Here is a 20,925-nt window from a genome sequence, read left to right as displayed (position 1 = left end):
ATTCAGCGTTCGCCGCGCCGATAGGGCTGCATCAGCGCCTGCGGAACGCGGGCGCGGCGGGCCATGACGGCAAGGGCGGCAATGGAAAGGATATAGGGCGTCATCAGAAAGAGCTGATAGGGCACGAGCCCGCTGAGTGCGGTTTGCAGCCGAAGCTGAAAGGCGTCGAAGAAGGCAAAGAGCAGCGCGCCGAACAGCGCTCGGCCGGGCCGCCAGGAGGCGAAGACGACGAGCGCGATGCAGATCCAGCCGCGCCCCTGAACCATGGTCGGAAAGAAGCTGTTGAACGCCGACAAAGTCAGGAAAGCCCCGCCCATTCCCATCAGCGCGCTTCCGGCAATCACCGCGCCGTAACGCACCTTCATCGGATTGACGCCTTGAGCTTCCGCCGCATGCGGGTTCTCGCCGGTCATGCGGATCGCAAGGCCGACGGGCGTGCGGAAGATGATGTAGGCCATCAGCAGGGCGATTACGATCGCAAGATAGGTCGGCGCCGTCTGCGTGAAGAAGGCCGGCCCGATGAAAGGCAGCGTCGACAAGCCGGGAATAGCGATCGGCTGGAACGGCACGATGGTGGGCGGCGTATTGGCAAGCGGCACGATCAGCCGGAAGACATAATAGCTGAAGCTCGAGGCAAACAGCGTCACCCCGAGACCGGAGACATGCTGGGAGAGGCCGAGCGTCACCGTCAGCCCGGCATGCAGCAGGCCGAAGACCCCACCGGCCACGCCAGCAATCAGCAGGCCGGTCCAGAGATCGGCGCCGTGATAGACAGAAAGCCAACCGATCATCGCACCGAAGGTCATGATGCCTTCGATGCCGAGATTGAGCACACCCGCCCGTTCGCAGAGCAGTGCGCCGAGCGTGCCGAAAATCAGCGGCGTGGCGATCCGCAGGATTGCCGCCCAGAGCCCTGATGAAGCGATGATGTCGAACAGCTGCATCATCGCCGGATCCTGTATTGGGTGAAGAACAAGGCAATCAGCATCGTCAGCAGCGACAGCGCCACCGTGACATCGGCGATATATGTGGGTATGCCGAGGCCTCGGCTCATGCCATCCGCGCCCACGAACATGGTGGCGGTGAAAATGGCCGCGAAGACGACGCCGAGAGGATTGAGGTTGGCGAGCATCGCGACAACAATACCGGCATAGCCGAAACCCGGCGACAGATCGGTCGTCACATAACCCTTGACGCCCATGACCTCGATCGCTCCCGCCAACCCTGCAAGCCCGCCGGAGAGACAGGCGACCTTCACCAGCGTTCTGCCGAGCGGGACGCCGGCGAAGACCGCGCCGCCGGGATTGAGACCTGCGGCGCGCGACTGCATGCCGAACACGGTGCGCGACTGGATGAAATGGACGACGACCGCCAGGGCGATCGCGATCACAAAGCCGATATGCAGGCGCGAGCGGGCGATCAGCTTCGGCAGCATGGCGTGATCGCTGACGGATTGCGATTGCGGCCAGCCGAAGGCGAGCGGGTCCTTGAGGATGCCGTCGATCAGCATCGAGACGAAGAGCACAGCGATGAAGTTCAAGAGCAGGCTGGTGACGACTTCATCGACCGAGAAGCGCAACCTGAGCCAGAGGGGGATCAGGATCAACACCATGCCGGCAATGGCGCCGACCAGCAGCAGCAGCGGAATGAGGATGGGTGCGGGAAGATTGCCGAGCAGCTTCGAGCTCGCCGCGGCAACGGCGACAGCGCCGAGATAGAATTGCCCCTCGGCACCGATATTCCAGAGCCGCGCCCGGAAAGCGACGGCGGCGGCAAGCCCCGTCAGCATCAGCGGCGTTGCCCGCGTCAGCGTTTCGGTCGCCGACAGCCGCGAGCCGAAGGCACCGGTCAGGATTCGCCAATAGGCATCGATAACAGGCGCGCCGGCAATTGATATCAGGATGCCGGCCAGCGCCAGTGCCGCGATGACCGCGATCACAGGGGTGACGATCAGCAGGTAAAGCGGACGATGTTCGCGGCGCTCAAATCGCATGGCCGGCCTCTGGGCTTTCCTGCCATTCGCCGGCCATCATCAGCCCCAGCTTACGGGCGTCGGCGCTTTCGGCCTCGACGGGCGGAGACAGGCGGCCGCCGACGATTGCCTGTATGCGATCGGCAAGCGCGATCACCTCGTCGAGATCTTCCGAGATCAACAGCACGGCGGTACCTTGCCGGCGGGCTTCGAGCAGGCGCGCGTGGACAGCCGCCACGGCCCCTTCATCGAGACCGCGCGCCGGCTGCGCGGCAATCAGGATGCGCGGCCGCTGATGCAGGTTGCGGCCGAGAATGAGCTTTTGCATATTGCCGCCCGAGAGCAGCCGGGTGCGGATGGCCGGGCCGCCGCCTCGAACATCGAACCCGTCGATAATCTCCCTGGCAAAGGCCATGCCCGCCTTGCGGTTGACGAAACCACGGCGAGAAAAGGCCGGTGATGCGATGCGCTCAAGCACGGTGTTTTCCCAGATCGCCATTTCGCCGATCACGCCCTCCTCGTTGCGGTCCTCGGGAATGCGGCCGATGCCGGCGTCGACGACATCTGTAACACCAAGATTGCCGATGGCTTCGCCAAACAGCAGCAGGTCGCCAGCGCTGCGCGCCAGCATACCGGAGAGAAGATGCGCCAATGTCGCCTGGCCATTGCCCGAAACGCCGATGATGCCGAGGATCTCGCCCTGGTGCAGCCGGAAGCTGATCGACTTCAGCCGATCGATGCCGCCGGTGCGCACCGTCACATCGACCGCTTCGAGGGCAACGGCGCCGGGTGTCGACGGCTCGCGCACGGGCCGCGTCACACGGCGCCCGACCATCAGTTCGGCGAGTTCCGCCTTGCTGGTTTCCGACGCCTTGCGTTCGGCGACCATCTTGCCGCCGCGTAAGACCACGATGCGGTCGGCCGCTGCCATGACCTCGTCGAGCTTGTGCGAGATGAAGATCAGCGACAGGCCCTGGCGGGCCATTTCCTTCAGCGTTGTGAACAGCCGCTCGGCTTCGATGTTGGTCAGCACTGCTGTCGGCTCGTCGAGGATCAGGATACGGGCGTCGTTGTAAAGCGCTTTGAGGATCTCGACTCTCTGCTGCTCGCCGACCGATAGGTCGCCAAGGCGGGCATCCGGATCGACCTTGAGGCCGAAGCGCTCGGAAATTGCCAGTAGCTTTGTCCGCGCCGCTGGCGTCCCCGAGCGCCAGGACCAGAGTCTTTCCGTGCCGGTCATGACATTTTCGAGAACGCTCAGATTGGGCGCAAGCGAAAAATGCTGATGGACCATGCCGACGCCAGCACGGATCGCTGCGCGCGGCTTGCCCGGCGGCACCTCCGTGCCCTCGATCAGGATTCGGCCGGCATCCGGCATGTAATGACCGAAAAGGATGCTCATCAGCGTGGTCTTGCCCGCGCCGTTCTCGCCGAGCAGGGCGACGACCTCACCCCCGGCAAGCGTCATGGAAATATCGTCATTGGCGAGATTGGCGCCGAAGCGCTTGCTGACGCCGATAATCTCCAGCACCGGCCCAGTCATGACGTCAGTCCTGCAACGGGAAAACGGTGCTGCCACCGCCCCTCGGCCTCCAGGCGTGCGGCAAGCGACAGGAGCCTCGGCTCGTGACCCATCGGCGCCATGATCTGCACCGGCAGCGGCATGGCATGCTCATCCTGTCCGAAAGGCAAAGTCAAAGCAGGAAAACCCGAAATATTGGCGAGGCAGGCAAGCGGCGCAAATGCCGTCATCCGCTCGAGATGCAGATCCGTATCGGCATGATCGGACGGAAAGGAGCCGATCACAAGAGGCGCAGACGAAAGCATCGGCATGAGGATACAATCGATTCTGTCGAATAGCGCCCAGAGCTTATGGCTCACCAGGACGGCCTCGTTCAGCGTGTTCCAGAGCGATGTGACCGAAAGCGCCCGTCCGCGCGCCGCGAAAGCCTGCGTCAGAGGCTCGGCCCGGCTTTCATCAAGCGCCGCAGCCTTCATGAGCGCCGCAAGGTTGACGGAGACAATATCGGCGAAGGCGCGGCCGCTGGCGGCGACGCTCGATTCGAACTCGGCCCAGCTTAGCGGGACGATAATGTGCCCGTCACTCTCGAGGGCACGAGCCGCATCCTCGACGGCTGCGAGCCGATCACCCTCGGTCGGATAGGCCGCTCCGGTATCGATCAACAGGCCGATCCGTAGACGGCCATTAACGATATCGACAGGGGAGGGATCAGCAAAGGGGCCTCGTGAATTGCCGCTCAGTTCGTCGAAAATCAGCGCCGTATCTCGCACCGAACGGCAAACCGCGAGTTCGCTCGCAATGCCGGCGAGGTGATTGCCGAAAGATGGTCCGCCGGGGATGGCGCCGCGCGTCGGCTTCATTCCAACAAGGCCGCAGCAGGCAGCCGGCACACGGATCGAACCGCCGGCATCGGTGGCATGCGCAATCGCGACGATCCCGGCGGCAACCGCTGCCGCCGCACCGCCGGAGGAACCACCCGCGGTCCGGGCCGGATCAAGCGGATTGCGGCAGATCGGCCCGATTGCCGGTTCGCTGGCAAGCGAAAGGCCGAATTCCGGGCTGGTCGTCAGGCCGAACAGGCAGAAGCCGGCCTCGCGGAAACGGGCAGCCAGATCGGAGTCCGCTTCGCCGCCTTTTCTTTCGAAGAGACGGGAGCCGGCCGTGACCGGCAGCCCGGCGAAGGGGCCGCCAAGATCCTTCGCCAAGATCGGCACGCCGGCAAACGGCCTGTTGGAAAAGCGTTCGGGCTCGCTCCGATTTTCCCGGTCGCGGCCGTCGGCCCAGGCGAGACCCATGGCGGCATCGAGATAGGCGATGGCGCCGAGCGGCTCCTGCCGCTGAGCTGCGGCAAGAGAAGCCTGCATCGCCTCTGCAGCGCTCAGATTGCCATTTCTGATCGCTGCCGCCAGATCCGTCGCATCGTCCTTCATGAGCCGAATTACTTCGGCTCGTCCATCATCTTCGGAACTTCGAAGGTGCCGGCCTTGATCTCAGCCCGCTTGGCTTCCATCGCAGCCTCCGCATCGGCGGGTGCCACGCCCTTGACGAAGACGATATCGCTGCCGCCTTCCTTCATCAGGCCATAGGACGTGTAGTTCCTGCCGACCGGCTTTCCGGCAGCGACATCGGCGATCGCAGCGTCCAGGATCGGCCGGAAATACCACATGGCGTTGGCAAACACCGTATCCGGATAACGTGGCGTATAGTCGATCAGCGAGCCGACCGACTTGATGCCGCGCTCCTTGGCGGCATCGGCGGTGCCGATGCGCTCGCCGAACAGGATGTCGGCGCCGGCGTCGATCTGGGCAAGACCGGCTTCGCGAGCCTTCGGCGGATCGAAGAAGGTGCCGATGAACGAGACGAGGTGCTTCGCGTCCGGATTGACCGCCTTGACGCCGGCCGCGAAGGCATTGATCAGCATGTTGACCTCGGGGATCGGAATGGCGCCGACCGAACCGACGACATTCGACTTGGTCATCTTGCCCGCCAGCATGCCGGCAAGATAGGCGCCGTCATGGTTCCAGGTACCGAAGACGCCGAAATTGTCGCCGGCCTGCTCGCCGCTCGAACCCAGGACAAAAGCGGTATCGGGGTAGTCGGCCGCGACCTGCCGGGCCTCTTTCTCCACCGCATAGGCCTCGCCGATAATCAGCTTGTTGCCCTGTTCTGCATATTCACGCATGGCGCGGGGATAATCGGTGCCGGAGACGCCTTCGGAGAAGACATATTCGATGACGCCTTCCTTGGCCGCGTCCTGCAGCGCCTTGTGCAGACAGGAGTTCCAGGCATTTTCAACCGGCGACGCATGAATGCCGGCAACCTTCAGCGGCGCGGCGGCTCTTGCCAGCGGGGCAAAGCCGCTGACCCCAAGCGCAATGCCGGACGCGATCACTGCCCGGCGTGAAATCAGGATATCTTTGGTCATTGATTGTTCCCCTTTTTTACCATTTGGTTCAAAAATCATAGTAGCGCCTAAAAATGTGTCAAGCAGCGAATGGGCTTAAAAATCAGGCTGTTCAATCTGTTGCGCCTTGTGTTTTGCAGCCAATTTTTCCGAACCTGTGTGTCGTCGCGGCTTGGCGCGACGACATTGGCAGGATATGCAAGGAGGATAGGGGTTGGGGAAAATGAAAATGGGGGAAGATGAGGACGCTTCGCGGCGACCGATCGCGAGCCGATCGTCGTCCTGGGCGATCGGCACCAGCGCATGGCTGGCGCGCACCGGCGTCACGCCGAACGGCATTTCGCTACTGTCGACCCTATTTGCCGGTATCGGCGCAGCGCTTATCCTGCTTACATCACATCCGATTGCGATGGTCTGTGCGGCGATCTCGGTGCAACTGCGGCTCGTCTGTAATCTGCTGGACGGGATGGTCGCGATCGAAGGCGGCAAGAAAACCAAGAGCGGACCGCTCTATAATGAATTTCCCGATCGGATCGCCGACAGTCTGCTTCTTGTCGCGGCCGGCTATGCCTGCGGCTTTGCCTGGCTCGGCTGGTTAGCTGCGCTGCTTGCTGCACTCACCGCCTATATCAGGGTCTTCGGAGGAGCGGTCGGTCTTCCCCAAGACTTCAGCGGCATCATGGCCAAACAGCGCCGCATGGCGGTACTGACCGCGGGCCTCGTTGCCCAGAGTATCGAGACGCTGATATCCGCCAGCAATTGGTCGCTGATCCTCGCGTCGGCGATCATCGCGGCCGGAAGCCTCATCACCTGCATCACACGCACGATAACGCTTGCCCGTTCGCTGGAGAGACCATGATCGCGCTCGTCCGTCGCCTTCTCGTGCTGTTCGTCCGTATTCTGGTCGGCGCCCGAAGCGAATGGCGAGGCTGCACGCCCGATCCCCGCCGCCGCATCTATTTCGCCAATCACAACAGCCATGTCGATACCGTCGCCGTCATGGCTGCCCTGCCGTGGCCTGTGCGCCGGCTGACCCATCCGGTCGCCGCACGAGATTATTGGGGAACCAATGCCTTTCGCCGGTTCATAGCGGAGAAGTGCCTGCGCGCCGTCCTGATAGACCGCAAACCTCTGCCCGACAGCAATCCGCTGGAACCTCTCGAGCGCCTGCTCGAGGAAGGCCGTTCGATCCTGATTTTTCCTGAGGGAACGAGAAGCGCCACCGATGAGGTCGCCCCGTTCCGCAGCGGCATCTATCGCCTCGCCTGCCGTTTTCCGGATGTCGATCTCGTGCCGATCCATCTCGATAATCTTCAGCGCATCCTGCCGAAGGGAAGCATGCTGATCGTCCCGATCACCTGCACGGCGCGCTTCGGCAAGCCGCTCCGCGTCGAACCGGGCGAGGAAAAGACCGAATTCCTGGCCCGCGCCCGTGCCGCGGTCATTGAGCTCGCGGACGGGGGGCGCATTGCATGACCAGCATTTTCTCCATCGTACTGGCCGCCATCCTCGGCCTGCTTGCCGTCGCCTCCGCGGTCGGTTTCATTCTGCAGCGGCGCGCAACCGAGCCCGGCTCCGTCGCCACCGTCCAAAATCTCAACGCCCGTATCCGCTCCTGGTGGATCATGGTCGCAGTGTTCGGCGGCGCAATCCTGCTCGGCGACACGGCGACCGTCATCCTGTTCGCATTCCTATCCTTTATGGCGCTTCGCGAATTCTGGACCCTGACACCATCGCGGCGCGGCGATCATCTGGCGCTTTTCCTGTCCTTCTTCGTCGTCTTGCCGCTGCATTACGTACTGCTCGGAACGGAGTGGTACGGCCTCTTTGCGATCTTCATCCCGGTCTATGCATTCCTGATCCTGCCGGCGGTGGCGACCTTGACGGGTGACGTCAACGAATTCCTCGCTCGCAGCGCCAGGGTGCAATGGGGATTGATGCTGACGGTCTATTCGATCAGCCACGCTCCCGCGCTCCTCATGCTCGAGACCGGCACACCGTCGGCACTTCTTCTCGTCTATCTGGTCGTAGTCGTGCAGCTCAGCGACGTCTTCCAGTATGTCTGGGGCAAGCTCCTCGGAAAGCACCGTTTCTCGCCGAATATCAGCCCGTCGAAGACGATCGAAGGGCTGGTTGGAGGCGGCGCCTCGGCCATCCTTGTGGGAACGTTGCTTTATCGCCTGACGCCGTTCTCTCCGCTGCAGGCCGCAGCGATCAGCACGGTCATCGTCGTCGCGGGCTTCTTCGGCGGCTTCGTGCTCTCGGCCATCAAGCGCGATCTCAATGCCAAGGACTGGGGCTATGTGATCGAGGGCCATGGCGGCGTGCTCGACCGCTTGGATTCCATCACCTTCGCAGCGCCGCTGTTCTTCCACATCGTCCGCTATTGGTTCACCACGTAGAAGCTGGTTTTGGCTAAAGCCGGTCGATCTCCTCGAGGCTCTCGAACAGCCGGTGCTGAACATCCCGCTCCTGCTTGCTGATGGCGGTCATCAGCTTGCCCATCGTTCCCCGCAGGCCGTGCAACTCGTCGACCAGCTCCATGACGATATCGACGCCGGCTTCGTTGACACCCATGTTTCCCATGAGGTCCAGGATGAGCCGGGCGCGTGCGACATCGGCGTCGCGAAATTGCCGTTGGCCGCCTGACGTCTCCGGGATCAGCCAACCCTCTTCGACCCAGAGGTCAAGCTGGACGATGTCGATTTTCAAGTAAAGACGGAATTCGAGATCATCCATGATCAAGCCTCCATGTTCTTTCTCGGATCGTAGGAGTTTGCTGTTGCCCATTCCTTCATGAAGGCCGTCAGCCGTTCATCCGGGGCGTCGGGCAGCACTATCTTCAGCGAAATGTAGACGTCACCGCGTTCGCCGCCGCGTTTTGCAACACCCTTGCCCTTGAGACGAAGGACCTTGCCGCTGTTCGAATGAGGCGGCAGCGTCAGATTGACTGCTCCGGACGGCGTCGGCACACGAACCTTGCCACCGAGCACGGCCTCGCTGAGGGAGATCGGCAGTTCCAGGCGGATATCGTCACCGTCTCGCGTGAAGAAACGGTGCGGGCGGACACGGATTTCGATCAGGGCATCGCCCGCCGGTCCGCCTCCGATGCCAGGCTCGCCCTTGCCGCGCAGCCGCAAGGTCTGGCCGTCGCGCGTCCCCGGCGGGATCTGCACGTCAAGCGCCGGACCATTCGGCAGCTTGACTTCCGTCCTGGTGCCGTTGGCGGCCTCGAGAAAATCGACCTCCATGGAGAACTGGCGGTCCCGGCCACGACCATGGTTCTGGCCGCCTCCCGCCCGGCGCGAAAAGAAGTTGGCAAAGATATCGTCGGCATCGCCGAAATCGGCAAAGCCGGCACTGTTGTGATAGGGATCGCCAGGGCCGCTCTTTGAAGCATAGTCGCGGTAATAATTGCGCTGCGCCCGCTCGGCGCCTGTTATATCGATCTCGCCGCGATCGAAGCGTCCGCGTTTTTCCTCGTCGCTCAAGATCTCGTAGGCGGTTGAAATTTCCTTGAACCGTTCCTCGGCCTTTTTGTCGCCGGGGTTGAGGTCGGGGTGAAGTTTCTTGGCGAGCTTGCGGAACGCGCTTTGAATATCCTTTTGCGTCGCATCCCGCTTTACGCCCAGAAGCTCATATGGATCCTGGCTCATGCATATCTCCGGTCAGGCAGCGAATACTGCTGGTTGGCTTGGGGATGATATAGGTTGTCGGGCCGCCGCCGGGGAGGGGAGGCCGGTCGGTCTGATCGACTTCATCAATCCGCAGCGGAACTAAAACAACGCCGCGTCTTCCACTTGAGGCGCCGAGCCTTCATGCGCGGGATCGGGTCGCCGATCGATGAGAACCGAGCACCCGGCGTGGCGCACGACCTTGTCGACGATCGAGGAGAAGACATAGTCGGTGATATCCGTCACATGGGATGAAAGCAGGATGAGATCGGCCGATTTCTGCCTTGCGACGGAGACGAGCACGGAGGCGGCAACGCCGATACGAACCTCGATCGTTGCCGGAACTCCCATCTCTTTACAAAGCGATGCAAGTTTCTTTTCGGCGTCGACGATCGCGGTCGTTTCGAATTCTTCGGGAAGCTCCGTCAGGTGACTGTGGGGGATACTCTCGATGACGTGCATGACGACGAGGCTTCCGCCTTCATCCACCAGCGCAGCAGCCCGACGCAAAAGGCGGCTTGCCGTTTCCCGGGAGCCCATGCCGATGCCGCAGATGATCGTTCGATACATTGAAATCCAAATCCTCGAATGCGAATGATAACACCGATCATACCGGTGTCGACCATCCCGGCATTGACGAATATCAAGAAAAAGCGCCGCAACGGCAGCGCGCATGAAACGGCCAGCTGCTTGTGAACGAACCTCCGGCTGAATCGTCGCAGTTGACGGCATGGCCATCAGCAACATTTCTAACCCGATGTCGTCACTGATTGAGGTTCATATGCCGAATTTTGCGATTATCGGATCGGGTGCGATGGGAAGTGCTGTCGCCAAACGGCTGGTCGACCACGACGCCACGGTGCTGACTTACCTCGAGGGCAGGAGCGAGCAGACGATTGCGCGGGCAAAGGCAGCCGGCATGGTGCCGGTCGGCCGCCAGGAGCTGACGAAGGCCGAGCTGATCCTGTCGATCGTTCCGCCATCGGAGGCGATCAAGGTCGCCGACCTCGTCGCTGACATATCGTCGGGGATGCCGGCCCCGCCGCCCTTCGTCGACCTTAACGCAATTGCGCCGAAAACGATGCAGGCGTTGGCGGCACGCTTCGAAAGCAGCGGCGTCGAAGTGCTTGACGGTGCGATCATCGGCGGGCCGCCGGTCCCCGGCAAATCAGGTCCGACCATCTATATCAGCGGCGATACCGCGGAGCGGAGCCGGCTGCTCGAGGATTGCGGCCTGCGGATCCGCAGGCTCGACGGACCGCTCGGCGCCGCCTCGGCCCTGAAGATGTGTTATGCCGGCATCAACAAGGGATTTACCGGCCTCGGCACCGCCATGCTGCTTGCCGCATCGCGTTCGGGTGCTGCCGAAAGCCTGAAAGCCGAACTCTCCGAAAGCCTTCCGGACGTCGATCGCAAGCTGTCGAGATCCATTCCCGACATGTACCCGAAGGCCTATCGATGGGTCGCCGAAATGCAGGAGATTGCCGATTTCCTTGGAGACGATGATCCGGCGGCGACCATCTTCCGCGGCATGGCGGACCTCTTTACCAGGATGGCTGGCGACGTGGAGGGCAGCCGCGTGCTCGTCGGACAGCTGGACGAGATCATCGCTTCCTCGGGAACTGAAAACTGATCGCAATGGTCAAGCAATAGTCGTAGCAACCGAATATGAGAGATGGAGCCATGGGCTTTCCAACACTCTGACGATTGTGTGAACCTTCTCCGACACCTCTGACAAAACCTCATCGCCTCTGCTATGTCAGGAAAAATGCGGCGGCCCCAACCGGCGTCGCGCTCTGTCCGATCAATGCCAGGAGTTTGAAAGATGAGCGGTTCTCCCGATTATACACCCCCGAAGGTCTGGACCTGGAACAAGGCGAATGGCGGCCAATTCGCCAGTATCAACCGCCCGATATCAGGGCCGACGCATGACAAGGAGCTTCCGGTCGGTCGCCATCCGCTGCAGCTCTATTCGCTCGGCACCCCGAACGGCCAGAAGGTCACTATCATGCTCGAGGAGCTGCTGGCCCTTGGCCATGAAGGTGCCGAGTATGACGCCTGGCTGATCAAGATCGGCGATGGCGACCAGTTCGGCAGCGGTTTCGTCGCGGTCAATCCCAATTCCAAGATACCGGCGCTGATGGACCGCAGCGGGCCAAAGCCGATCCGTGTCTTCGAATCCGGCGCCATCCTGACCTATCTCGCTGAAAAGTTCGACGCCTTCCTGCCGACTGAACCGGCCGCCCGCGCCGAATGCCTGTCATGGCTATTCTGGCAGATGGGTAGCGCCCCCTATCTCGGCGGCGGCTTCGGCCATTTCTACGCCTATGCGCCGACGAAGATCGAATATGCGATCGACCGCTTCGCCATGGAGGTGAAGCGTCAGCTCGACGTGCTCGATCGTCGCCTTGCCGAAAGCGAGTATCTGGCAGGCAGCGATTATACGATCGCCGATATTGCCGTCTGGCCCTGGTATGGCGGGTTGGTGAAGGGCTGGACCTACGGTGCAGCCGAGTTTCTGCAGGTCGAGGACTATACGAACGTGCTGCGCTGGGCCGACACCATCCACAGCCGGCCGGCCGTGCAACGCGGCCGGATGGTCAACCGCCTCTCCGGTGAGCCCTCGAGCCAGTTGCATGAGCGCCACGACGCCAGCGACTTCGACACCAGGACGCAGGACAAGCTCGCGGCCGCCGAGTAAGCAAGCGGCCCCAGCCACGTGTCGCAGCAACAAATGATGTTCCGCCGCCTTTACGGCGGCGGAAAATCTGAATGCTGTCAGAACTCAGTTCTTGACCGTATCTTCCAGGAAGAACCGGCCGAGCGGGTTCTGGTAGAAGTTCTCGATATTCTTGCGTGAGACGTTGATATAGGGGCTGTAATAGAGGTCGATCCAGTTGACGTCGTCCTTGGCCATCTTCTGCAGATCGACATACATCTGTTCGCGCTTCTTCGGGTCGAGCTCGAGGCGCGCCTTGGCAACCAGTTCCTTCACCGCCTCGCTCTTGTAATTGGTCGAGTAGTTGTTGTTGGAATCGTGGCCGAGGACGAAGGTGGTCTTCTGGTCCGGATCGAGAATGTCGTTGGTCCAGTAGTTGACCGAGATGTCGTAGTCGCCGGCAACGATCATGTCCCATTCCTGGCTTGGGTCGACCTTCTGCAGATTGGCGGTGATGCCGGCCTTCTGCAACTGCTGCTGGACGAGCACAGCCGTCTGTTCGTCGACTTCGTCGCCGGCGCGGACCAGATAACTCAGCGTCAGGTCCGAGGCGCCGGCAGCCGCCAGCAGCTCCTTTGCCTTTGCGGGATCATAAGGCCGCTGCAGATTGTCGGCATAATAATAGAGGGCGCCCTTCGGAATGTAGGAGTTGGCAACCGTGCCCTGGCCGAAGGTGACGGTGTCGACGATCGCCTTCTTGTCGATCGCAAGATCCAGCGCCTGGCGGACTTCCTTTTTGCCGAGCGCGCCATGCGCATGGTTGATCAGCAGATGATCTTCGCGGGTCGAAGCGTCGATATCGACGTTGAGGTTCGGGTCCTTCTTCAACTCCTCGACGCGGGAAAAGGGCACGAAGATCGCCGTATCCAGCTCACCAGCCTGGACGTTCAGCATGCGGGTATTGTCGTCAGGCACCGAGATCCACTCGACGCCGTCGAGCTTCACCCGGTCCGCCTGCCAGAAATTCGGGTTCTTCTTGAGAATGACGCGGTCGCCGCGCCGCCATTCCTCGACCACGAAGGCGCCGGATGCGATCGGCTTTTCGCCATAGGCATCGGGACCAAGCGATTCCATGCCCTTCTTGGAGATGACGGAGGCATTCGGCAGCGCCAGCGTCGAAAGGAACGGTGCGGACGGGTTCTTGAGCTTGATCGTCAGCGTATGGGCGTCGGTTGCGACCGCCGTGTCGATCACCTTGTAGGAATCGCTCCAGAGCGAGGCCGCGTCATCGCGGATGCGCAGCAGGCTGTAGGCTGCGTCTTCCGCCGTCAGCGGCGTACCGTCGGAAAATTTCGCGTCGCGAATCTTGAACGTATAGGTCAGCCCGTCATCCGAGGTGGTCCAGCTTTCGGCAAGGCCCGGCTCCAGTTTCGTGCCTGTCTTGTCGACGCGGATCAGCACGTCGTAGACGTTGGAGAACACCCAGTTGTCGATGTTCTGCGCGGTCTTGATCGGATCGAATGTCGTCGAATCCTCGCGGCGGCCGATGGTGAGTACACCGGCGGCCTCCGCATAGCTTGCACTGAGCGTCAGGCCGGCGAACAAGGCTGCAAGCCCGATTGATTTCCACCTGTTTGTCATGAGTTCGTTCCCTTCGTTGTTATGGCATGCGTTTGATGGGTTGGATCGGCATCGAATGCGGATCGTCCTTGCCGTCGGCGTCTTGAAGCAGCCGTTTGTCAGGATCGATGTCAGGAATGGCGGCAATCAGCGCCGCCGTATAGGGATGTTTCGGCCGCGCGAAGACCTCTTCGGAGCGACCTTCCTCGACGATCTCGCCGCGATACATCACGACGACCCGTTCGCAGAGATTGCGCACGATTGCGAGATCATGGGCGATGAAGATCAGCGTGAGATTCATCTTCGCCGTGAGCTCGCGGAAGAGCTCGATGATCTGCGCCTGGATGGTGACGTCGAGGGCGGCCACGCATTCGTCGGCGATGATCATCTTCGGATCGACGGCGAGGGCTCGGGCGATGCCGGCGCGCTGGCACTGGCCGCCGCTCATGCTGCGCGGTTTGCGGCCGGCGAATTCACGTTCGAGGCCGACGAGATCGAGCAGTTCGCCGATCCGCGCCGGGATATCGGCCCTGGCGACCTTGCCCTGCACCTTCAGTACCTCGGCCAGCATCTGCCCGATCGTCAGCCGCGGATTGAGCGCATTGTAGGGGTCCTGGAAGACCATCGCCGTCTCGCGCCTGAGCTTTGCGAGGCCCGCGCTTTTCTGCAGCGCCAGATCGATACCGTCGAAAGTGACGTGACCCGAGGAAAGCGGGGTGAGGCCGAGCACGGCACGGGCAAGCGTGCTCTTGCCGCTGCCGGATTCGCCGACGATGCCGACCGTCTCGCCCAGCATGATCTGCAGGCTGACGCCGGCAACGGCGCTGACTGTCTTGGCACCCCCCCTGAGCAGGGCGCCGCCCGCTCTGAATCGTACATGGAGATCGTCGATTTCGAGCAACGGCCTCGCCGGGTTGCTGGCTCCGGCAAGCTCGGGTAACGGCGCCGATATCGCGCTCGGCAGGGAAGGGTGGCTGTTGATCAGGTTGATCGTATAGGGATGCTGCGGTCGCGCCAGGATCGTCCGCTTCGGCCCCTCTTCGAGCAGTTTGCCGCCGCGCAGCACGGCAATACGGTCGCAGGTCTGGGCGACAATACCGAGATCGTGGGTGATCAGAATGATCGACAGGCCGCGCCGGTCGCGAATGTCAATCAACAGCCGCAGGATCTGCGCCTGAATGGTCACGTCGAGCGCCGTGGTCGGCTCGTCGGCGATCAGGATCTTCGGATTGCAGGACAGCGCCACGCCGATCATCGCCCGCTGCCGCATGCCGCCGGAAAATTCGTGCGGATAGCTATCATACTGGCGCTTCGGATCGGGGAAGCCGACTTGCGCCAGGATTTCCGTCGCCGCGACGCGAGCCTCCCGGGTGTTGAGGCCCTGGTGATAGCGGATGCCCTCGGCGATCTGATCGCCGATCCGCATCACCGGGTCGAGATGGCTGGTCGGGTTCTGGAAGATCATGCCGATCTCGCCGCCGCGCACTTTCAGCATCTCGCCATCGTCGACCCGCATGAGGTCGCGCCCTTCGAGCAGCACGCTACCGCTTTCGATCTTCAGCAGCGAGGAGGGCAGCAGGCGCACCAGGGAACGGCAGAACAGGCTCTTGCCCGAGCCGCTCTCACCGACGAGACCAAGGATCTCGCCCTTGCCGAGGTCGAGCGAGACCGCATCGAGCAGCGTGCGCGGGCCGGAATCGACATGCGCCCTGACTGTGAGATCACGGACGGACAGCACGGAGCCGCTCATTCGTGCACCCCCAGCAGTTCGCCGAGCGCGTCGCCCAGCATGCTGAAACCGAAGGCGAGGCAAACGATGGAGAGGCCGGGAAACAGCGTGATCCACCATGCGGTCGTGATGAAGCTCTGTCCTTCCGCGACCATGACACCCCATTCGGCGATCGGCGGCTGGACGCCGAGGCCGAGATAGCTGACAGCAGCGCCGCTGAGCAGCACCAGCGTCGCATCCGACATCGAAAAGACAATCGAGCCGGCGATCGCGTTCGGTAGCAGGTGGCGGAACATGATCCGTGGGCGGCTAAAGCCGAGGCTGACGGCAGCAACGGCATAGTCGCTGCCCTTCAGCACCAGCATCTGCGCCCGGATCAGCCGCGCATAGGAGACCCAGCCGACCAGCGCCATGGCGATATAGAAACTGCCGAGGCCTGGGCCGAGGATCGCGATGATCGACAGCATCAGCACGAGGAAGGGGAAGGCGAGGATGATATCGACGAGGCGCATGAACAGCGCATCGACGATTCCACCGAAAAAGCCGGCGATCGTGCCAACTGTTGTGCCGATCACGAAGGGGAAGATGACGCCGATCAGCGCCATCTGCAGGTCGAGGCGCGCGCCCCAGATAACGCGGGAGAGAATATCGCGGCCGAAATTGTCAGTGCCGAAGGGGTGCAACAGTGAAGGCGCCTGCAGGCGCACCTCGGCATTCTGCATGATCGGGTCGTAGGGCGCGATGATGGGCGCACCGATCGCCAGCAGGACGAAGAACAGCAGCAAGCCGGCACCGACGGCAAGCATCAGCCGCCGGCCGAAGAACCGGCGCCAGCCGAGAGATGCGGGGGCACTCGCCTCGATGCTCATAGCTTCACCCTCGGATCGACTGCGACGGTGACGATGTCTGCGATGAAGTTGATAAGCACGGTGGCGCAGGCAAAGACCATGGCGACGCCCTGGACCACCATGTAGTCACGCGAGAATATCGCCCGGACCAGCAACTGCCCCATGCCGGGCAGCGCAAAGACGCTTTCGACCACCACCGTACCGCCGATCAGCCAGCCGATGTTGACGGCGAGCAGGTTGATCGTCGGCACCAGCGAATTCGGCAGTACATGCCGCCAGAAGACGATACCTTCGGGCATGCCGCGGGCGCGCGCCGCCGTCGCAACATCCGATTTCAGCTGGTCGATCATCGCCGCCCTCAGGCTGCGCGTCAGCACGGTCGAAAGCGACAGCGCCACCGTCAGGCTCGGCAGCACCAGATGCGACAGCTTTTCGCCGATCGTCGCACCATAGCCCGAGACCGGCAGCACACCGAGTTCGACGCTGAAGAGGATGATCAGCATCAAACCCAGCCAGAAGGGCGGAAAGCCGATGCCGAAGGTCGAGACGATGCGCACCGCATGATCCGGCGCCCGGCCGGCATTACGTGCGGCGATTGCGGCCATCGGCACCGCGATCAGGACCGAAAGCACGACGCTGGAGACGACGAGCGCGAGTGTCGGCTCGATACGGGTGACAATCAGCTTCAGCACGTCGATCTTGTAGAGGATCGACTTGCCCATCTCGCCGTTGGCGAGGTTCTTGAGGAAATAGACATATTGCAGCCACATCGGCTGGTCGAGGCCGTACTGGGCGCGAATGCTGGCAAGCGCTGCCGGCGTCGCGCGCGTCCCGAGGATATTGCGCGCCGGATCGCCGGGGATCAGCCGGACCAGAATGAAAGTGATGACGCTGATACCGAAGATGACGGGCAGGAACTGCAGCGGTCGCGTCAGAACGAATTTATAGCGATGCATGACGGCGATCGCCCCTTTGTCTTCGTCGGGTTCGGTCCGCTCCCTCTTGCATCAGCCTGCCTCGTGCCGGTCGAGAAAATCGAGAAGCGCCGGATAATAGTCCTGCGGGTTCTCATAGAACGGCATATGGCTGGCATTGGCAAATACCTTGAGCTCGGCATTCGGCAGCGCAAGCTTCATCCTGAGCGCACAGGCCGGCGTCAGCTCGTCATGCTCTCCCGTCGTGATGAGCACGGGCAGCGTCAGCCGCGGCAGATCGGGGATGCGGTTCCAGTCCTTGAGGTTGCCGATATAGAGGAACTCGTTCGGCCCCTGCATCGTCTCATAGGGCGCCATGTTCCAATCGTCGAGCGAGCGGCGCACCGGCGCCGGCCATTCCGGCAGACGGCAGACGTGGCGATAGTTGAGGATGGTGACGGCAGCGAGATATTCCGGATGATTGTAGGTGCCCTGCGCCTCGTGCTTCTGCATCATCGAGACCGTTTCCGGGCCGAGCGCTGCGCGCAGCCGTTCCAGTTCCAAGATCAGATGCGGCATGTCGGCGACAGTATCTTCGAGGATCAGTGTCTTGAGGTTCTCGGGATAGGTCAGGGCGTAATCGATCGCCAGCCAGCCGCCCCAGGAATGGCCGAGCATATGGATCTTGCCGAGCCCCAGCGCTTTACGCACCGTCTCGGTCTCCTCGACATAACGGCCGATCGTCCAGAGCGAGAGATCGTCCGGCCGGTCGGAAGCGCCGGTGCCGAGTTGGTCGAAGGCGACGACACGATAGCCCTTGTCGGTGAGACAGGAATGCGCCTCGCGCAGGTAATCGCAGGGCAGACCCGGCCCGCCGTTCAGGCAGAAAACTGTCTCGCTGCCGGTCCCGAAACTATAGGCAACGACGCGATAGCCATCCACATCGATCTCGAATCGCTCGTCTGGCCGTATTTCACGCCACATTGATCGCTCCGGCAGAAGATTTCGCTTGCTCAATATTTGGGCACGGCTAAATTTTTACCTTAAACCGCATTCTGTGCCAGCTATAAGAAGTGATAGGGTGGGCCGAAATGCCGAACCCGGGAGCCGCCCATGCTTGACGACCCCATTCTTGACGACATTGGAACGATCAGACGGCAGTTCACAGCGCATGAGACGCTGGACGGCCGGATCGACCAGGCCTTCGAGGCGATGAAGCAGATCGGCTTCGAGGCGCTGATCTACGACTATACGCCGGTGCCTTACGATCTCGACGGCGCGATCATGATACCATCGCTGCTGAAGCTGCGGAATATCTCCGACGACATGCACGACTACTGGTTCAATCGCGGCTATTTCCGTATCGATCCGGTGCAACAGGTGGCGCTGCGCACCTCCGCGCCCTTCTTCTGGAACTACGACCCGGACGCCGACACGCTGATCAACCGTTTCATGAACGACGACACCGCGCCGGTGACGCGTTATTTAAGCGAACGCGATATGTCGACCGGCGTCACCGTTCCGGTTCACATGCCACGCGGCGACTATGCGACCGTCACCGGCATCCGCTTCGGCCGGAACAAAGATTTCGAACGGCACGCACTGCGCTATATCGCCGACTTTAACCTGCTTGCCCATGTTTTCCATGAGACCGCCTATTCGCTTTTCGACACGCGGGCGAAGAGCGTCGGCACGATCCGCCTGACCGAGCGGGAACGTGAGTGCCTGCGTCATTCGGCGGAAGGTTACTCCGCCAAGGAAATTTCCCGCATCATCGACCGTTCCGTACCGACCGTCGTGATGCATCTGAACGCCGCGACAAAGAAACTCGGCGCCCGCAACCGCACCCAGGCCGTGGTGCGTGCCACCCACTACCGCCTGCTCGAAGACCGGCCGACCCATAATTGGCCACCCTATAACTTGTGATAGCTGCCTTCACCGTCGTCGCCGCGTTATGCTTTTTCTCATTGCTAAGAGATGGAGACGCCAGTGGGCGAAGTCACGACCAACGAAGCCTATCTGCCCTTTCGCGACTATCACACCTGGTATCGCGTCACCGGTTCGCTGGAGAGCGGCAAGCTACCTCTCGTCGTCGCCCACGGCGGGCCCGGCTGCACCCATGATTATGTCGATTCCTTCAAGGATATCGCCGCCCTCGACGGCCGTCCGGTCATCCATTACGACCAGCTCGGCAATGGCAACTCCACCCGACTTCCGGAAAAGGGCCCGGATTTCTGGACGGTCGGTCTGTTTCTCGAAGAGTTGGACGCGCTGCTTTCCCATCTCGGCATTCAGCATCGTTATGCCTTCCTCGGTCAGTCCTGGGGCGGCATGCTCGGTGCCGAACATGCGGTGCGCCGGCCACAAGGCCTGAAGGCGCTCGTCATCGCCAACTCGCCGGCCAACATGCACACCTGGGTTTCGGAGGCGAACCGGCTGAGGCAGGAACTGCCGAAAGAGGTGCAGGACACGCTGCTGAAGCATGAACTGGCGGGAAGCCTCACCGATCCGGAATATATCGCCGCCTCGCGCGTCTTCTATGACCGCCATGTCTGCAGGGTGGTGCCGTGGCCGCCTGAAGTGGCGCGGACCTTTGCGATCATGGACGAAGACAACACCGTCTACCGCAACATGAACGGCCCGACCGAATTTCACGTCATCGGCACGATGAAGGACTGGACGATCGAGAACAGGCTCGACCGAATCGAGGCCCCGACGCTGCTGATTTCGGGAAAATACGACGAAGCGACGCCCCTGGTGGTAAGGCCCTATCTCGAACGCGTTCCGGGCTGCGAATGGGTGCTCTTCGAAAATTCCAGCCACATGCCGCATGTCGAGGAAAAGCAGCTTTGCCTGGCGACCGTTTCCGGTTTCCTGTCGCGGCACGATTGAGAAAACTCGCCCGCGCCGGCTACACCGTTTCTTGCTGCGGCAGTGGCGCTTGCGATAGTCTCCGTCCCATTCAAGAGTGAATGGAACGGACCGATGAACGATCATCCGCAAACAGAAAGCGCGAACATCCTCGCAACGAGCAGGGGCCGTACCTGGCGCGGTCTGGAGGCGAGCTTCTGCGCATTCCGCGCGGCCGCACGCATATTTCAGGCACGCCCTATCATCGCCTCGGAATCAATTCGGCCGGCTGGTGCGGGCGCAATGCCGCTGTGACGGGCGGGAGCACCGCCGACTGCAGAAGCATGGCGATATCGACGGGGTGCCGGCCGGCCTTGATGGCGTCTGGGAGGACGACCACGAATGCATGATCCTGCGGCGGAAGATCAGCAAGGATCTTTTCCATCGGGCTGCGATCGACCTCGGCCGCGATCCCGTGGAGGCAATCGTGCTGCATATAATTAGAGTATGATGTCGTCCGAAAACCGCTCACACTTTGCGGCATCATGTTCTGGTCAGCCTGGGAACAGGTTAAGCCGTGATGTTCGTACCAGGCCCATTGCGCGATAATGCCCAACTCCTCGACGGCGTCATGAAAAACGAAAAGATCTATGTAACGAAGCCCAGCCTGCCGCCGCTCGAAGAATTCATTCCGTCGCTGGAAGCAATCTGGAACAATCGCGTCCTGACCAAT

At 61.7% G+C, this 20,925-nt stretch carries 21 protein-coding genes; 7 read left to right on the top strand and 14 right to left on the bottom strand.

All coding sequences use genetic code 11. The annotated features are described in order from the left end of the window. Positions 1 to 2 precede the first annotated feature (2 nt). The 5 genes from MOV76_RS19030 to MOV76_RS19010 are packed head-to-tail and all read right to left on the bottom strand — an operon-like array spanning position 3 to position 5,919. Complete coding sequence (locus MOV76_RS19030) at positions 3 to 947, bottom strand: ABC transporter permease (RefSeq protein ID WP_028732446.1); 945 nt, start codon at positions 945 to 947, stop codon at positions 3 to 5. Next, positions 944 to 1,993 carry an ABC transporter permease gene (locus MOV76_RS19025; protein WP_130654187.1) on the bottom strand — a complete coding sequence of 350 codons (1,050 nt, stop codon included), beginning with the start codon at positions 1,991 to 1,993 and terminating at the stop codon, positions 944 to 946. Before MOV76_RS19025 ends, MOV76_RS19030 begins: the two co-directional genes overlap by 4 nt. Further along, positions 1,983 to 3,515: an ABC transporter ATP-binding protein gene (locus MOV76_RS19020; RefSeq protein WP_130654188.1), complete on the bottom strand. Its 1,533-nt coding sequence runs from the start codon at positions 3,513 to 3,515 to the stop codon at positions 1,983 to 1,985. The genes MOV76_RS19025 and MOV76_RS19020 overlap by 11 nt, the downstream gene beginning before the upstream one ends. Then, positions 3,512 to 4,924, bottom strand: coding sequence for an amidase (locus tag MOV76_RS19015; protein WP_130654189.1), 1,413 nt, complete (start codon positions 4,922 to 4,924; stop codon positions 3,512 to 3,514). The genes MOV76_RS19020 and MOV76_RS19015 overlap by 4 nt, the downstream gene beginning before the upstream one ends. Before the next feature lie 8 nt (positions 4,925 to 4,932). Next, on the bottom strand, positions 4,933 to 5,919 hold the full coding sequence (locus tag MOV76_RS19010) for a BMP family protein (protein WP_018448994.1): 987 nt from the start codon (positions 5,917 to 5,919) through the stop codon (positions 4,933 to 4,935). Positions 5,920 to 6,127: 208 nt separating this feature from the next. Between MOV76_RS19010 and MOV76_RS19005 the strand changes: the two genes are divergently transcribed. The 3 genes from MOV76_RS19005 to MOV76_RS18995 are packed head-to-tail and all read left to right on the top strand — an operon-like array spanning position 6,128 to position 8,300. Continuing rightward, positions 6,128 to 6,757, top strand: a complete 630-nt coding sequence (locus tag MOV76_RS19005; protein ID WP_018448995.1) for a CDP-alcohol phosphatidyltransferase family protein — start codon at positions 6,128 to 6,130, stop codon at positions 6,755 to 6,757. Next, on the top strand, positions 6,754 to 7,374 hold the full coding sequence (locus tag MOV76_RS19000; RefSeq protein WP_018246952.1) for a 1-acyl-sn-glycerol-3-phosphate acyltransferase: 621 nt from the start codon (positions 6,754 to 6,756) through the stop codon (positions 7,372 to 7,374). The genes MOV76_RS19005 and MOV76_RS19000 overlap by 4 nt, the downstream gene beginning before the upstream one ends. Then, the gene (locus MOV76_RS18995) at positions 7,371 to 8,300 is read left to right on the top strand and encodes a phosphatidate cytidylyltransferase (protein ID WP_130654190.1); all 930 of its coding nucleotides are present in this window, start codon (positions 7,371 to 7,373) and stop codon (positions 8,298 to 8,300) included. The genes MOV76_RS19000 and MOV76_RS18995 overlap by 4 nt, the downstream gene beginning before the upstream one ends. A 13-nt stretch (positions 8,301 to 8,313) precedes the next feature. Here the strand turns inward: MOV76_RS18995 and MOV76_RS18990 are convergent, their stop codons facing one another. The 3 genes from MOV76_RS18990 to MOV76_RS18980 form a co-directional block, all read right to left on the bottom strand. Further along, positions 8,314 to 8,637 carry a chaperone modulator CbpM gene (locus MOV76_RS18990; protein ID WP_018246950.1) on the bottom strand — a complete coding sequence of 108 codons (324 nt, stop codon included), beginning with the start codon at positions 8,635 to 8,637 and terminating at the stop codon, positions 8,314 to 8,316. 2 nt (positions 8,638 to 8,639) lie between these two features. After that, positions 8,640 to 9,554, bottom strand: coding sequence for a DnaJ C-terminal domain-containing protein (locus tag MOV76_RS18985; protein ID WP_130654191.1), 915 nt, complete (start codon positions 9,552 to 9,554; stop codon positions 8,640 to 8,642). Positions 9,555 to 9,674: 120 nt separating this feature from the next. Beyond that, complete coding sequence (locus tag MOV76_RS18980; RefSeq protein WP_130654192.1) at positions 9,675 to 10,142, bottom strand: universal stress protein; 468 nt, start codon at positions 10,140 to 10,142, stop codon at positions 9,675 to 9,677. Between the two features lie 160 nt (positions 10,143 to 10,302). Here MOV76_RS18980 and MOV76_RS18975 point away from each other — a divergent pair, with 160 nt between their 5' ends. Both MOV76_RS18975 and yghU read left to right on the top strand, forming a co-directional pair. Then, positions 10,303 to 11,205, top strand: a complete 903-nt coding sequence (locus tag MOV76_RS18975; protein WP_130654193.1) for an NAD(P)-dependent oxidoreductase — start codon at positions 10,303 to 10,305, stop codon at positions 11,203 to 11,205. Between the two features lie 192 nt (positions 11,206 to 11,397). Further along, a complete protein-coding gene (gene yghU, locus MOV76_RS18970; RefSeq protein ID WP_130654194.1) occupies positions 11,398 to 12,273 on the top strand; it encodes a glutathione-dependent disulfide-bond oxidoreductase in 876 nt (291 codons plus the stop codon). 84 nt (positions 12,274 to 12,357) lie between these two features. Here yghU and MOV76_RS18965 read toward each other — a convergent pair whose 3' ends face one another. Genes MOV76_RS18965 through MOV76_RS18945 form a run of 5 tightly spaced genes read right to left on the bottom strand, consistent with a single transcriptional unit; the run spans position 12,358 to position 18,326 of the window. Beyond that, positions 12,358 to 13,872 carry an ABC transporter substrate-binding protein gene (locus MOV76_RS18965; protein ID WP_247265061.1) on the bottom strand — a complete coding sequence of 505 codons (1,515 nt, stop codon included), beginning with the start codon at positions 13,870 to 13,872 and terminating at the stop codon, positions 12,358 to 12,360. Positions 13,873 to 13,891: 19 nt separating this feature from the next. Then, a complete protein-coding gene (locus MOV76_RS18960) occupies positions 13,892 to 15,601 on the bottom strand; it encodes an ABC transporter ATP-binding protein (protein WP_193445082.1) in 1,710 nt (569 codons plus the stop codon). Next, positions 15,598 to 16,449 (bottom strand): ABC transporter permease, encoded by an 852-nt coding sequence (locus MOV76_RS18955; RefSeq protein ID WP_018449003.1) that lies wholly within the window; start codon positions 16,447 to 16,449, stop codon positions 15,598 to 15,600. Before MOV76_RS18955 ends, MOV76_RS18960 begins: the two co-directional genes overlap by 4 nt. Next, positions 16,446 to 17,384: an ABC transporter permease gene (locus tag MOV76_RS18950; protein ID WP_018246941.1), complete on the bottom strand. Its 939-nt coding sequence runs from the start codon at positions 17,382 to 17,384 to the stop codon at positions 16,446 to 16,448. Before MOV76_RS18950 ends, MOV76_RS18955 begins: the two co-directional genes overlap by 4 nt. A 51-nt stretch (positions 17,385 to 17,435) precedes the next feature. After that, positions 17,436 to 18,326: a proline iminopeptidase-family hydrolase gene (locus tag MOV76_RS18945; protein WP_018449004.1), complete on the bottom strand. Its 891-nt coding sequence runs from the start codon at positions 18,324 to 18,326 to the stop codon at positions 17,436 to 17,438. 129 nt (positions 18,327 to 18,455) lie between these two features. Between MOV76_RS18945 and MOV76_RS18940 the strand changes: the two genes are divergently transcribed. Both MOV76_RS18940 and MOV76_RS18935 read left to right on the top strand, forming a co-directional pair. Further along, positions 18,456 to 19,268 (top strand): LuxR family transcriptional regulator, encoded by an 813-nt coding sequence (locus MOV76_RS18940; RefSeq protein WP_018246939.1) that lies wholly within the window; start codon positions 18,456 to 18,458, stop codon positions 19,266 to 19,268. A 63-nt stretch (positions 19,269 to 19,331) separates the two neighbouring features. Beyond that, positions 19,332 to 20,234, top strand: coding sequence for a proline iminopeptidase-family hydrolase (locus tag MOV76_RS18935; RefSeq protein WP_018246938.1), 903 nt, complete (start codon positions 19,332 to 19,334; stop codon positions 20,232 to 20,234). Positions 20,235 to 20,454: 220 nt separating this feature from the next. Here the strand turns inward: MOV76_RS18935 and MOV76_RS18930 are convergent. Further along, a partial coding sequence (locus tag MOV76_RS18930) for a hypothetical protein (RefSeq protein ID WP_247265073.1) occupies positions 20,455 to 20,925 on the bottom strand: 471 nt, incomplete at its 5' end.

It is taken from the genome of Rhizobium sp. PRIMUS64 (assembly GCF_023006465.1).
Classification (GTDB): Bacteria; Pseudomonadota; Alphaproteobacteria; order Rhizobiales; family Rhizobiaceae; genus Rhizobium; species Rhizobium leguminosarum.
This window is presented reverse-complemented; position numbering and strand designations above follow the sequence as displayed.

Excerpts from the sequence above, each read along its gene's own strand:
- MOV76_RS19030 (WP_028732446.1), bottom strand. The coding sequence starts at position 947 with ATGATGCAGCTGTTCGACATCATCGCTTCATCAGGGCTCTGGGCGGCA.
- MOV76_RS19025 (WP_130654187.1), bottom strand. The coding sequence starts at position 1,993 with ATGCGATTTGAGCGCCGCGAACATCGTCCGCTTTACCTGCTGATCGTC.
- MOV76_RS19020 (WP_130654188.1), bottom strand. The coding sequence starts at position 3,515 with ATGACTGGGCCGGTGCTGGAGATTATCGGCGTCAGCAAGCGCTTCGGC.
- MOV76_RS19015 (WP_130654189.1), bottom strand. The coding sequence starts at position 4,924 with ATGAAGGACGATGCGACGGATCTGGCGGCAGCGATCAGAAATGGCAAT.
- MOV76_RS19010 (WP_018448994.1), bottom strand. The coding sequence starts at position 5,919 with ATGACCAAAGATATCCTGATTTCACGCCGGGCAGTGATCGCGTCCGGC.
- MOV76_RS19005 (WP_018448995.1), top strand. The coding sequence starts at position 6,128 with ATGGGGGAAGATGAGGACGCTTCGCGGCGACCGATCGCGAGCCGATCG.
- MOV76_RS19000 (WP_018246952.1), top strand. The coding sequence starts at position 6,754 with ATGATCGCGCTCGTCCGTCGCCTTCTCGTGCTGTTCGTCCGTATTCTG.
- MOV76_RS18995 (WP_130654190.1), top strand. The coding sequence starts at position 7,371 with ATGACCAGCATTTTCTCCATCGTACTGGCCGCCATCCTCGGCCTGCTT.
- MOV76_RS18990 (WP_018246950.1), bottom strand. The coding sequence starts at position 8,637 with ATGGATGATCTCGAATTCCGTCTTTACTTGAAAATCGACATCGTCCAG.
- MOV76_RS18985 (WP_130654191.1), bottom strand. The coding sequence starts at position 9,554 with ATGAGCCAGGATCCATATGAGCTTCTGGGCGTAAAGCGGGATGCGACG.
- MOV76_RS18980 (WP_130654192.1), bottom strand. The coding sequence starts at position 10,142 with ATGTATCGAACGATCATCTGCGGCATCGGCATGGGCTCCCGGGAAACG.
- MOV76_RS18975 (WP_130654193.1), top strand. The coding sequence starts at position 10,303 with ATGGCCATCAGCAACATTTCTAACCCGATGTCGTCACTGATTGAGGTT.
- yghU (WP_130654194.1), top strand. The coding sequence starts at position 11,398 with ATGAGCGGTTCTCCCGATTATACACCCCCGAAGGTCTGGACCTGGAAC.
- MOV76_RS18965 (WP_247265061.1), bottom strand. The coding sequence starts at position 13,872 with ATGACAAACAGGTGGAAATCAATCGGGCTTGCAGCCTTGTTCGCCGGC.
- MOV76_RS18960 (WP_193445082.1), bottom strand. The coding sequence starts at position 15,601 with ATGAGCGGCTCCGTGCTGTCCGTCCGTGATCTCACAGTCAGGGCGCAT.
- MOV76_RS18955 (WP_018449003.1), bottom strand. The coding sequence starts at position 16,449 with ATGAGCATCGAGGCGAGTGCCCCCGCATCTCTCGGCTGGCGCCGGTTC.
- MOV76_RS18950 (WP_018246941.1), bottom strand. The coding sequence starts at position 17,384 with ATGCATCGCTATAAATTCGTTCTGACGCGACCGCTGCAGTTCCTGCCC.
- MOV76_RS18945 (WP_018449004.1), bottom strand. The coding sequence starts at position 18,326 with ATGTGGCGTGAAATACGGCCAGACGAGCGATTCGAGATCGATGTGGAT.
- MOV76_RS18940 (WP_018246939.1), top strand. The coding sequence starts at position 18,456 with ATGCTTGACGACCCCATTCTTGACGACATTGGAACGATCAGACGGCAG.